Source organism: Streptomyces sp. NBC_00988, assembly GCF_045162645.1.
Classification (GTDB): Bacteria; Actinomycetota; Actinomycetes; order Streptomycetales; family Streptomycetaceae; genus Streptomyces.
This window is the reverse complement of record NZ_CP108730.1, coordinates 10537622-10550152: the sequence shown is the minus strand read 5'-3', so window position 1 is coordinate 10550152 and position 12531 is coordinate 10537622. Positions and strand designations below refer to the sequence as shown.

Here is a 12531-nt window from a genome sequence, read left to right as displayed (position 1 = left end):
GGGTGCTAGGGTTCGTCTTCAAACGGATCTTGCCCAGAGTAGGAATGACGCGAGATTGACCGCTGCCTCGTAGGAGGTGGCGGTCTTGTCGTATCTGGTGGCGATGCCGCGGAAGCCCTTGAGCTGGTTGAAGCAGCGCTCGACGACGTTGCGCCGACGGTAGAGCTGGCGGTCGAAAGCGGGTGGCCGGCCGCCGCGACTGCCGCGATTGTGGCGGTGACGCTTCTGGTCGGTCTTTTCCGGGATGGTGCATGCAATTCCGCGTTTACGCAGGTAGGCGCGGAAACCACGAGAGCTGTAAGCCTTGTCGGCGACGACCTGGTCGGGTCTGCAACGGGGTCGGCCCAGTCCCATACGCGGGACGCGAATGCGCTCCAGGAGGGGACCCGCGCAGGTGCTGTCGTGGCGTTGTCCGGGTGTCAGCAGGACGGCCAGGGGCCTGCCGCGACCGTCGCAGGCAAGGTGGATTTTGGTGGTCAGTCCGCCTCGGGATCGGCCGAGGGCGTGATCGTCCGGTTCGTCCGGCCGGCTGATCCCCCTTTTCGGCCGGTGGCGGCCGAGTGTTGGTGGGCGCGGACGATGGTGGAGTCGATCTGGACGAGCCAGTCGATGTCGCCGACAGCGTCCGCGCCGGCCTGGATCTGCTGGAGGGCCCGGGTGAACACGCCGTCCAACGCGTAGCGGCGAAAGCGGGTGTAGACCGTCTGCCACGGCCCGTAACGTTCCGGCAGGTCACGCCAGGAGACCCCGGTCCGGATCTTGTAGACCATCCCGTTGATGACCTGCCGGTCTGGCACGCGCGGTCGTCCCGTCGCGGCACGCGGTATGAGCGGAGCAAGTAACTCCCACTCCAGGTCGGTGAGTTCATGGCGGCGTATCACCCCACCATGATCCACCACTCAATGGTCTTTGAAGACGGACCCTAGTTCGCGGTGACGGACAGCTTGTGGTGGAACACGTTGCCCGGGTCCCAAGTGGCCTTCACCTGCCGCAACTTGGCGAGGTTGCCCTTGAAGTACAGGGTCTGCCAGGGCACGCCGGAGGTGTTCCAGGCCGGGTCGGTGAGGTCGGTGTCGGGGTAGTTGATGTAGGAACCGTCGTTGGTGTCGTCCGGCACCGGCACCCCGCCGGTGTCCGCGTAGAGGTCGCGGTACAGGGCGCGCATCCAGGCGACGTGCCGGTCGTCCTGTGCCGGATCCGGCCAGTAGGTCGTGAAGTTGGCCTTGAGGACCGAGTCCCGCTGGGCCAGCGCGGTGGCCGTGGGCGACACGGTGTTGACCTTGCCGCCGTAGGAGTAGAGCAGGATGCCGGCGTGCCCGTCGTAGGCGGCGTCGGAGAGGTAGCCGTAGAGCGTCTTGGCCTGGGCGGCGGACCAACCCTGGCGCAGATAGGCGCCCTTGGACTTCGTGCGGTTGTAAAGGCCCGTGTCGTAAGGGTCTTTGAGGGTGGTCTTCAGCCAGGGCCAGGAGGAGCGGGCGTCCGTGTACGGCACTCCGATGCCGCCGGTGACCGCGGCGACGTAGGCGTCGAGGAGGGCCGAGGCGTCCGAACGGGTGCCGTCTATCTGGGTGTTGAGGACGAGGCTGCCCTGGATGCGGTTGTAGAGGATCAGGACGCTGTGGAGGCTGTCGTAGGAGGAGCCTGCGACGCTGTTGCGGGCGTGCCAGGCCCCGTGGTTCGCGATCAGAGTCGTGAAGGCCGCCTCCGTGAGGTCGCTCCACTTGATGGCGACCGTCGACTTCAGCAACGTCTTCGGCGGTCTGGGCAGCAGGGTGGAGGGGTCGGTACCGGTCGCGTCGGGGGCGCGGAACCAGTAGCGGGTGACGATGCCGAAGGTGCCTCCGCCGCCGCCCGTGTGGGCCCACCACAGGTCGCGGTGCGGGTCGTCGGCCTCACGGGTGGCGACGACGGCGCGGGCGGTGCCGGAGGCGTCGACCACGACGACCTCGACGGCGTAGAGGTGGTCGACGACGGCGCCGTACTGGCGGCACATCGCGCCGTAGCCACCGCCGGTGACGTGTCCGCCGACCCCGACGGTCGGGCAGGTCCCGCCGGGCAGGGACACGCCCCACTCCAGGTACAGGGTGCGGTAGACGTGGCCGAGGGTGGCGCCGCCCTCGACGAGGAAGGCGCGGCGGGCGGGGTCGTGGCGGACCGCGTCCATCTCGGACATGTCGACGAGTATCCGTACGTCCGGGTCGTCGACGAGCGAGTCCAGGCAGTGCCCGCCGCCGCGTACGCCGATGCGCTTGCCGGCGTCGACCGCCTCCTGGACCACGGACACCACCTGGCCGGTGGTGTGGACGAGCCGTATCGAGTCGGGGGCGGCGGTGAATCTCGCGTTGTAGCCGCGGGACGTGAGGTCGAGATAGCGGGCGTCCGAGGCGCCGACGGTCACCGCGGCGGGGGTGGTGGTGTCCGTGACCGTGCTGTCGGCGGCCAGGGCGCGGCCGGGGGCGACGGCCGCGCCGATGCCGACGGCGGTCGCGGTGCCGAGGAGTCCGCGCCGGGTGAGGCCGGCGGCGGGGCCGAGTCGGGTTGCTGTCGTGTCACTGCTGTCTCCTTCTTCCGTGAAAAAACTGCCGCCCAGGAGGCCGGGAGCCTTCTGGGCGGCAGGAGTTGGGGGTGAGCCCCGGCGGACCGGCGTCAGACGACGTCGTGTCCGCTGACCGTGGTCTCCGGGATCTCGTCGCGGACGTCCCAGTGCTCGGCGATCAGGTCGTTTTCGAGCCGGAAGATCTCCACGACGGCCGAGCCCCGGTCCGTCGAGGTGGCGCGGAAGTGGGTGTGCACGAAGACCAGGTCACCGGAGCCCGCCGCGCGCTTGATCTCGAACCGTGCCTCGGGGAGCTGCTTGCGGAAGCCCTCGATGAACTCGACCAGCGGCTTGCGACCGTCGGGCAGGTTCGGGTTGTGCTGGATGAGGTCCGCGGCCAGGTACTTGTCGGCCAGGTCGGTCTGCCCCTGGTTCCAGACGGTCTCCAGGTAATCGCGCACGAAGTGCACCTGGTGGCTGCTCATGAGTTCTCCTTGGCTAACTGATGTGTACAGGTGTGGCGGACTGCTCGGCGACCCTGGCCGCCGACGCCTGCCGGACGGACAGCAGATGGGCCAGCGCGGCGAGGACGAGGACGCCCAGGGCGGCGGCCGGGATGGGACCGGCACCCACGCCCGGCAGCAGGGAACTGCCGATGAAGCTGCCGAGGCTCATCCCGAGGTAGAGCGCGGCGGCGTTCAGGGCGAGGATCAACCCCGGTTGCAGGGGCACGAGTTCGACCAGCCGGGCCTGTTGCGGCGCCTGGTAGAGCTGGCTGAAGAAGGCCCAGAAGGCGAAGAACACGAGCCCTGAAGTGGAGTGCGGGGCGACCAGCAACAGGGCGAAGCCCAGGGCGAGTCCGATGACGGCGAGGCCCACCGTCCGTTCGCCGCCCAGCCGTTCGGCGATCCTCGGCGCGGACGCGTTGCCCGCGACACCGATCACGCCGAAGGCGAGCAGGGTCACCGAGATCAGTCCGGACGACGCGTCGAAGCGGTCCTTCAGGTAGGCGCCCGCGATGCCGTAGACGGTGAACTGGGCGGCCATGAACAGCAGGGTCGTCGAGACCGTCGCCACGGTGGCTGGGGTGCGCAGCGCGCCCCGGTAGGCCTGCACGGTGGGCGGTTCGCCGGCCGGGATCTCGGGGACGAACACGAACACCGTCACGAAGGAGATCGCGGAGAGCGCGGCCACGCCGAGCAGCGCCGGACGCCAGCCGAGGCTGCCGCCGAGGAACGAGGCCAGCGGTACACCGAGCACGGCGGCGGCCGTCATCCCGCCGAAGACGGTGGCCAGTGCCCGCTGTCGGCGCTCCGGCGGGACGATGAGCGCACCGGCCGCCGAGGCGCCGGGGCCGAAGACGGCGGCACCCATCGCGCCGAGGACCCGAGTGACCGTCAGGAAGCCGTAGTTGGGCGCTACGGCTCCGAGCGCGGCGCCCACGGTGAGCAGCCCGATGCCGACGAGGAGGACCCGCTTGCGGTCCCAACGGCGCAGCAGGATGGGGGCCGTGGGCGCGCAGACCGCGAAGGTCAGCGCGAAGACGGTGACGAGGATGCCCACCGAGGCGGGCTGGACGTGCAGGTCGTCCCCGATCGGACCGTTCAGGCCGACGACCGCCAGCGAGATCGTCCCCAGGCTGAAGTAGCCGAGTGACAGCGACAGCAAGGCCGGTAAGGCGCTGGTGCGGGACGGCATCACGCCACCTCCTCTTCCGAACGGGAAAGGTGCATACGGTGACCGTAGGAGCGGCCCGCGGACCCTCGCGCGCGCCGCGAGACGGGCCCCGGCACTGCCCGAGGTCCGTCCCCGCACTACGTCAGGTCGTGCCGAAAGCGCGTGAGCGCAGCACCAGCGGCACGCTGCGGCCGGAGCTGATCAGCCAGTGCTCCACGACGTTGACCAGCAGGAGCTGCACGGCGGTGAACGCGAGCACGGCGAGGGCCGGCACGAGCGGTGCCACGGCGGCGGCGGCCAGCAGCACGAGGCCGCAGTAGAAACGGGTGGCGGACGCGGCGCCGAACATCCGGCGGCGCGTGTAACAGAACGTGAGCAGGATCAGGGCCGCGCCGACGGGCAGCAGTCCCGCGGCACCGGAGTGCGGGATCCGCAGCGGGTCGTGGACGGTCCGCACGGCGCCGACGGAGACCAGCAACAGCCCGGCGACCAGGACGAGATGGCCGTAACTGAGGACGTCCCGTACGACGATCGCGGGGGTGGGGTGGGTGCGCAGGGCGTGGGCGACGGCCGAGGCGACGAGGTGGAAGTAGAGCCACCACAGGGCGCAGCCGATGAGGAAGGCGAGGACGAGCGCGGTCAGACTGACCGGGTCCAGCGGTCCTTTGGCGACTCCGGCGCCCACGGAGAAGATGTTCTCGCCGAGGGCGATGATGATGAACAGCCCGAACCTTTCCGGGAGATGGTTGACCCCGAAGGCCAGCCGCCGCAGATGGCCGCTGAGCAGCACGGGCGCCGCCAGCTCGGCGACCACGGCGACCGCCCAGCACACCTCGCGCCAGGGGGCGGGGAGGGTGGCGGCGCCGAACAGCACCAGGGCGAAGGCGAGTCCGGCCCGGTAGGGGTGGATGGTGTAGAGGGCGCACTCCCTGCGGATGGCCTCGCCGATGAGCAGGCGCAGGGCGAGGTAGCTGCCCGCGTACAGCAGGGCCTGTTCCCGGTCGTTCAGGGCCTGAGGTGCGGCAACTGCCATGCCGTACACGGCGAGTGCGGTCAGCATCAGGAACACCCGCTGCAGACTGGTCTCGTGCACGGCGTTCATCGCCATGACGACGTCCACCCAGGCCCACCACAACGGGACGAGCACGAGCAGACACTGTCCCAGCACGGGCCAGGTGGGGTGCCCGGCGAGCAGGTGCGCGACCTGGCCCACGCCGAACGCGAGGACCAGATCGAAGAAGAGCTCCGCCCAGGTGGCCCGGTCACGCACCTGAACGGCCGGGACGGTCGTTGTCGCGGTTGCGTCGGTCATCGTCGTATCGGGACACGGGCGGGCGCGGCGAGCACGGAATGCGCGAAGTGGGCCCCTATTACGGCAAGTTGAGCGACCAGCTGTACGAACTTCAGCGCCCGCCGAGCACCACCCGCACCGGCCCCCCGCGCACGTCGACGAGCCGGGTCCACCCCGCCGCCAGGGTCAGCGTGCGATTCGGTACGGCCGCCCGCAACCACTCCTGATGCAACAGCCGCCCGTCCTGGACGACTTGCAGCACCGGCCGCTTCAACAGGGCCGAGGTCCGCAGGACATACGGATGCCCGTCACCCGGGGCGACACGATGGGGGGCGATCCAGCGCAGGGGCGGCTCGACGAGCAACGGCACGGTGTGGCAAGGCCATTCGGCACCGGCGAGGCTCTCCAGAACCGCGGCGGCGACCCGGACCCCCTCGCGGGTGGCGGTGGCCGCGCTCTCGACGGGGTGCAGGAGACTACCGGCCGCGAACACACCGGGCCGGGAGGTGTGCAGGGCTCCGTCGACGGCGGGGCCCCGGGTGCCGGGGTCCAGATCCAGGCGCCCCCGCCGGGCGAGTTCATGGTCGGGCACGAAGTCACCGGTGAACACGACGGTGTCACAGGCCAGTTGGACGCTACGACCGTCCCGGTGCCGGACGCGGACGCCGGACAGCCGTCCGTGGCCGAGGAGTTCGGTGACCGTGGTGTCGGTGAGGAGGGGGATGCGGTGACGGAGGCGGGCGCTGTGGGTGCGGGTGGCTGTCGTCTGGGAGATGGGCAATTCGGTGACCATGGCGACGACTTGGGCTCCAGCAGCCCGCACGGTGTCGGCGGCGGCATAGGAAACGTCCTCAGCGCCGACCACGACGACCCGGGTACCGATCCGCTGCCCGTGGAGATGCACCGCCTGCTGCAACTCCCCAGTGGTGTACACCCCGTTGGGACGCGTCCCCGGCACCAGCCTGGCCGCGCGGGGCCGTTCGCGGGCACCGGTGGCGAGAACGACGGCTGTCGCGTGGATGGTCTCCGGGCCTTGCGGGCCAACGGTGTTCAGGGCCGACGGCCCCGCCCAGTCGAGAGCCGTGATCCCGGCACGGACGACGGCACCGGCACGTACGGCGGCGGTGAGGACGAGGCGGGCGTACGCGGGTCCGGTGAGCGGATGCGTCCAGGTGCCGAAGCCGCCGTGATGGCAGTGCCGGGGCACTCCCCCGGCGCGCTGTTCCCGGTCCAGGACTTCGACACGGGCGACTCCGGCGGCGGCGAGGCGCGCGGCGGCGGCGAGTCCTGCGGGGCCGGCGCCGACGACGAGGACATCGACTTCGCGTTCCGGGCGGGTCATGGCCGGGTACCTTCGCGCGTCGGACGGCTCATGCCCCGGCCCCTTCGAACAGCTCCCGCACGGCCGCCCCGCAGTAGAAACCCTGGCAACGCCCCGCCCGTGCCCGCGTACGCCGTCGCAGTCCGTCGAGGTTGCGCGGCGGCACCGTACTCGCGAGCGCGTCCCGGATCTCGCCGCGTGAGACGCGTTCGCAGTGGCAGACGAGGGTGCCGTACTCCGGGTCGGTGGCGACGAGTTGGGCGTTCTGGTGCGGGCGCGGGTGCGCCTCGCCGAGGTTCGGCATGCGGACCGGGTCCAGGTCCCGCGCCGGGCCGAGGTCCAGCCCCGTGTCGGCCAGCAGCGCGGTGACGTGCGCGGCGATGGCCATGGACGCCGTCAGACCGGTGGAGCGGATGCCGCCGACCGTGATGTAGGCCTGCTCGGGGTGGGCGGTGATGCGGTAGTCGTCCTGCTCGGTGGCGGCGCGCAGACCGGCGTAGACGGCGGTGATCTCCTCGTCGAGCAGCGCGGGGAGGATGCGTGCGCCCTTCTCCCGCAGCAGGGCGAGTCCTTCGGCCGTGGAGCCGGTCGCCCGCTTGTCGTGCAGGTCCTCGGCGGTGGGGCCGAGGAGCAGGTTGCCGTAGACGGTCGGGGTGACGAGGACTCCCTTGCCGAGGGCCGTGGGGACGGGCAGGAGGATGTGGTGGACCAGGTCGCGGGCGAGTCTGTCGAAGACGATGAGTTGGCCCCGGCGCGGGGTGACTGTGAAGTCGTGGTGCCCCAGGTGGCGGTCGAGGGTGTCGGCGTGCAGTCCGGCCGCGTTGACGAGGTGACGGGCGCGGAGGGTGCCCCGGGTGGTGGTGAGGAGGTGGGCTCCCTCTCGCCAACTGATGTCGTTCACGGGCGAGTTCAGGTGCAGGTCGACCCCGTGCCGGACCGCCTGTGTCGCGTACGCCAGTGTCGTCGTCCAGGGGCAGATGATGCTCTCGCCGGGGACGTGCAGGGCGCCGAGCGCTCCCGGGCCGAGGTGCGGTTCGCGTTCGTAGAGTTCGGAGGGGGCGATCAGGCGGGTGTCGGCGTATTCGTTGCGGGCGGCCTTCTCCGCCAAGTGCGGTAGCGCGGCGAGCTGTTCCTCGTCCCATGCCACGAGCAGCGCGCCCACCGGTTCGACGGCGATGCCCGACTCGGCGGCGTACACGGCGAGTTGGCGTGCGCCCTCGCGGACAAGGCGCGCTTCGAGGGAGCCCGGTACCGCGTCGAAGCCGGTGTGCAGGATCGCGGTGTTCGCCTTCGAGGTGCCCTGGCCCACGTCGTCCTGGGCCTCGACCAGGGCCACGCGCAGGCGCGGGTGGCGGGCCAACTCGCGGGCGATCGCGCAGCCGACCACGCCCGCGCCGACCACCGCCACGTCGTAACTCACCGACGGCAGCGGTCCGTTGGCGGTGACCGTCATACAGGGGTCCGGTCGAGCAGTGCCGTCACTTCGGTGCGGAAGGCGGCGAGGCGTTCGGCCGCGCAATCGGGGGTGATGCGCGGTTCGTAGACGGCGGCGGGTTTCCAGTCGGGCAGGGCGTCGGCGAGCGTCAGGCCGGGATCGGCGCCGAGTTGGGCCAGTGCGCCCACGCCGAGGGCGGTCGCGTCGGGCAGCGCGGACACCTCGACGGGGCGTTGGAGGAGGTCGGCCTGGGTCTGCATGAGCAACGCCGAGCGGGTCAGGCCGCCGTCGACGCGCAGGACATCGAGGGGTGTACCGAGGTCGGTCGCGGCGGCTTCGGCGAGTTCGACGACCTGCGCGGCGAGGCCCTCGCACAGGGCGCGCACCAGGTGTCCGGAGGTGGTGTCGAGGCCGAGGCCGGTGAGCGAGCCGCGTACGTCGCCGCGCCACCAGGGGGCGGCGAGCCCGGCGAGGGCCGGTACGAAGGTGACGCCTCCGCTGTCGGACACGGCGCCGCCCACGCGGTCCAGGTCCGCTGCGCCGGTGATGACGCCGAGGTCGGCGAGCCAGCGCACAGCGGATGCGGCCGTGTAGACCTGACCGTCGAGGCAGTAACTGGTCCGCCCGCCGAGCCGCCATGCCACGCAGCTCACCAGTCCCGAGTCGCCGCGCCGGGGTGTGTCGCCGGTGTGCGCGAGGAGGAACGCCCCTGTGCCGTAGGTGCACTTGGCGCCGCCGGGCGCGGTGATGCGCTGGGCGAGCAGGGCCGCCTGCTGGTCCACGACGAGGCCGGTGAGGGGTATCTCCGCGCCGAACGCCGTGGTCGTACCGATGAGTTCGGCGCAGTCGACGACACCCGGGAGGCGTTCCCCGGACAGGCCGTACAGGTCGAGGGTGCGAGGCGACCAGGCGGCCTTGTCGAGGTCGAGGAGCTGGGTGCGGCCCGCGGTCGCCGCGTCGGTGACGTGGGTGCCGGTGAGGCGGTGGATCAGCCAGGAGTCGGTGGTGGTGACCATGCCCTCGCGGGTGAGGTGACGGCGGATCCAGGCCATCTTGGGCGCGGCGAAGTACGGGTCGAGCGGCAGGCCTGTCAGCTGGCGCAACTCGTCGGCGTGCTCGGCGAGTTCGGCGCAGACGCTCTCGGCGCGGCGGTCCTGCCAGACGAGCGCGTCGGTGAGCGGCATGCCGGTGTCGGGGTCCCAGGCGAGGACGGTCTCGCCCTGGTTGGCGAGGCCCAGTGCCGTCACGGGTTCGTCGGCCTCGGCGAGCGCTCGGCGCCCGGCGACGATGACCGAGTCGTACAGTTCCTCGGGGTCGGCCTCGACCAGGCCGCCCGGCAGCCGGCGGGTCCCCACCGAGACGAACCCGGTGCCGATCACGCCGCGTTCGGGACAGATCACCAGGGCCTTCGTGCCGGATGTTCCCTGGTCGACGGCGAGTACCGGACCCGTCATACCACCCCTCTCGTAGATCACTGCGCGACAGCCTGCCGCCGGTCCGCACACCGCGTCAAGCATTGCTGATTTGTAGTCAACTCCCAGATATATCTGACGAGTTGGGGACGACCGCGAAACCTGCCGCGAAGCGGAACGCGCGCCTCTATAGTGACCGCGGATCAAGGCGATCTCCTCGATCGCCGCCCGGAGGAGGGCTGTTGTTACTCCACCCTGCCGTCATGCCCTTGAACCGTCGTACGGCGGGCGGCTGATGGCGCGGGAAGGGGCGCGTCCCGCCTACGATCCCGCCGGTCATGACGCGGCGCTGCGCGCGGCGCTGCAGGATCTGCGGACCGGGCGCTGGATGGCGATGCGCGGTGTGCTCGCCGACACCACTCAGTGGTGGCAGTGGACGCAGCGCACCCAGGTTCTCGCTGCCGCGGCGGCCGGTACCGACGTGGTGCGGGCCTGGCTCACGGAGGAACCGGACAGCGTGCCGGCCGCGGTGATGCGCGGCCGGGTCGCCGTGGAGCGCGCGCTGCGGGCGCACCGGGAGAAGCACCGCCGTACGCACGAACTGTGGGTCGAGGCCTGGGACGCGAGCGACAGCGCCACGCAGATCGCGCCCCACGATCCGGTGCCGTGGGTGTGTCTGCTGGCGCTCGCCCAGATCGACCGGGACCAGCGCTGGGAAGAGCACCGGGCCGAGCCCCCGGGGCCGATGCTGCCGACGGGCCCGTGGGGGCTGCTGGCCGAGGCCGACCGGCGTGACCCGTTCAACCGCGAGGCCCACCACCGGATGCTGCAGTTCCTCTACGCGCGTGGGTCCACGGGGCGGCTGGCGGAGGCGGTCGGCTACGCGCAGTGGGCGGCGGAGTCGGCGCCGCGGGGTTCCGCGCTGCACGTCCTGCCGTTGTACGTGCGGGTCGAGCGGTACCGGCGCGGCGGCGGGCACGATGCCGCACTGGATCTGCACTGGGTGGCGGAGGACGCCGGCCGTGAGGCGGGCCGGGCCCTGCACCTCTGGTTTGAGCACACGCACATGGCCGAGCGCTCTCTGCTGGACCTGAACCATCTCGCGCACGCGCTGTGGGGCGCGCTCCAATTCCCGGACGCGGCCCGGGTGTTCGACGCGCTCGGCCCGTACTACACCGGCGTGCCGTGGGCCTACCGCACCCCGCAGCCGGGCGATCCGGCGCAGGCGGCGGACGTGTTCGTGCAGGCCCGCGCCCGCTGCCGGGCCGCCCGCGATCCCGGTGGGCGCCCCTGAGACCCCCGCTCCCCCTACCCCTGGAGGCTCCGCCTTGTCGACCCTCGATCCCCATGATGACCCGCAGCACGACGAGGAACAGCGCCTGCGCGAACTCGGCTACCGGCCGGTGCTCGCCCGCCGCATGGGCGGTTTCGGCAACTTCGCGATCAGCTTCTCGGTGATCTCGATCCTGTCCGGCTGCATGACCCTGTACGGCTTCGGCATGGGCGCGGGCGGACCCGCCGTGATGCTGTGGGGCTGGGCGGGCGTGGGCCTGTTCGTGCTCTGCGTGGGGCTCTCGCTGGCCGAGGTCACCAGCGCGTATCCGACGTCCGGCGCCCTGTACTACATGGCCGACCGGCTCGGCGGCCGGCGCTGGGGCTGGTACACGGGCTGGCTGAATCTGCTCGGTCTGCTGGGCGCGATCGCCGGCATCGACTACGGCGCGGCCCTGTTCACCGGCGCCTTCGCCAGCATCCAGTGGGGCTTCGAGCCTACGCCCGGCAGGACGATGCTGATCTTCCTCGGCATTCTGCTGCTGCACGCGTTACTCAACCTGTTCGGCGTCCGGCTGGTCAGCGTCCTCAACTCGATCAGCGTGTGGTGGCACCTGGCCGGAGTCGCGGCCATCGTCGGCGCGCTCGCGGTCGTCCCGGACCACCACCAGTCGGCGTCCTTCGTGTTCACGAAGTTCGTGAACGACACCGGCTGGTCAAACCCCGTGTACGTGGCGGCAATTGGCCTGCTCCTCGCTCAGTACACCTTCTCCGGCTACGACGCCTCGGCGCACCTGTCCGAGGAGACGTCGAACGCGTCGGTGTCGGCGGCACGCGGCATCGTCCGCTCGATCTGGGTCTCCTGGATAGCGGGCTTCGCGCTGCTCGCGGGCCTCACCTTCGCGATCCAGGACTACGCGGGCACCCAGAACAGCGGCACCGGGGTGCCGCCCGCGCAGATCCTCCTCGACGGCCTCGGCACGGACGGCGCGAGCGCCCTGCTCCTCGTGGTGATCGTGGCTCAGCTGTTCTGCGGCAACGCCGAGGTCGCCGCCGCCAGCCGCATGGTCTTCGCGTTCAGCCGGGACAAGGCGCTGCCCGGCTCGGCCCTGTGGCGCCGGGTCAGTGGCCGCACGCAGACCCCGGTGGCCGCCGTATGGCTGGCGGTGGTGGCCGCCGGAGTGCTCGCGCTGCCGTCCCTGTACTCGACGACGGCGTACGGCGCGGTCACCGCGATCAACGTCATCGGCATCACACCCGCGTACGCCATCCCCGTGTTCCTGCGCCTGCGCGCGGGCGACCGTTTTCAGCCGGGTCCGTGGAGCCTGGGCCGGTGGAGCAGGCCGGTCGGCTGGGTCGCGGTGATCTGGGTGGCCTGCGTCACCGTCCTGTTCTGCCTGCCGCAGTCCTCGCCGCTGACGGTCGACTCGATGAACTACGCGTCGATCGCCCTCGCCGTCGTCCTGATCCTGGCCAGTGTGTGGTGGTACGTCGCCCGCCGTTCCTACGGCACCCCGACCACCGCGGCCTACGGCTCCGATCGCGACCAGGCCGAACTGGCCGAGGGAATCGTCTGAAAGCCGTGCT

Annotated in this window: 10 protein-coding genes; 2 read left to right on the top strand and 8 right to left on the bottom strand. The window is 71.2% G+C overall.

All coding sequences use genetic code 11. The annotated features are described in order from the left end of the window. Positions 1–18: 18 nt before the first annotated feature. The 8 genes from OG496_RS47625 to OG496_RS47590 form a co-directional block, all read right to left on the bottom strand. Positions 19–878, bottom strand: a protein-coding gene (locus OG496_RS47625) for an IS5 family transposase (protein WP_405976846.1) whose coding sequence is annotated in 2 segments (ribosomal slippage) — positions 19–530 and positions 530–878 — 861 coding nt in all. Because the reading frame shifts where the segments join, the coding sequence is not laid out codon by codon here. Positions 879–922: 44 nt separating this feature from the next. Further along, positions 923–2398 (bottom strand): FAD-binding oxidoreductase, encoded by a 1476-nt coding sequence (locus tag OG496_RS47620; protein ID WP_405975334.1) that lies wholly within the window; start codon positions 2396–2398, stop codon positions 923–925. Positions 2399–2646: 248 nt separating this feature from the next. Then, entirely contained in the window at positions 2647–3021 is a 375-nt protein-coding gene (locus OG496_RS47615; protein WP_019060084.1) for an ester cyclase, read from the bottom strand. A 13-nt stretch (positions 3022–3034) separates the two neighbouring features. Then, positions 3035–4234 (bottom strand): MFS transporter, encoded by a 1200-nt coding sequence (locus OG496_RS47610; RefSeq protein ID WP_405975333.1) that lies wholly within the window; start codon positions 4232–4234, stop codon positions 3035–3037. 121 nt (positions 4235–4355) lie between these two features. Next, positions 4356–5525 (bottom strand): low temperature requirement protein A, encoded by a 1170-nt coding sequence (locus OG496_RS47605; protein ID WP_405975332.1) that lies wholly within the window; start codon positions 5523–5525, stop codon positions 4356–4358. 91 nt (positions 5526–5616) lie between these two features. Continuing rightward, a complete protein-coding gene (locus OG496_RS47600; protein ID WP_405975331.1) occupies positions 5617–6846 on the bottom strand; it encodes an NAD(P)/FAD-dependent oxidoreductase in 1230 nt (409 codons plus the stop codon). Between the two features lie 28 nt (positions 6847–6874). After that, positions 6875–8278 carry an FAD-dependent oxidoreductase gene (locus tag OG496_RS47595; RefSeq protein ID WP_405975330.1) on the bottom strand — a complete coding sequence of 468 codons (1404 nt, stop codon included), beginning with the start codon at positions 8276–8278 and terminating at the stop codon, positions 6875–6877. After that, positions 8275–9714 (bottom strand): FGGY family carbohydrate kinase, encoded by a 1440-nt coding sequence (locus tag OG496_RS47590; RefSeq protein WP_405975329.1) that lies wholly within the window; start codon positions 9712–9714, stop codon positions 8275–8277. Before OG496_RS47590 ends, OG496_RS47595 begins: the two co-directional genes overlap by 4 nt. A gap of 253 nt (positions 9715–9967) precedes the next feature. Between OG496_RS47590 and OG496_RS47585 the strand changes: the two genes are divergently transcribed. Continuing rightward, on the top strand, positions 9968–10966 hold the full coding sequence (locus OG496_RS47585; RefSeq protein WP_405975328.1) for a hypothetical protein: 999 nt from the start codon (positions 9968–9970) through the stop codon (positions 10964–10966). Between the two features lie 34 nt (positions 10967–11000). After that, complete coding sequence (locus OG496_RS47580) at positions 11001–12521, top strand: amino acid permease (RefSeq protein ID WP_405975327.1); 1521 nt, start codon at positions 11001–11003, stop codon at positions 12519–12521. Positions 12522–12531 lie beyond the last annotated feature (10 nt).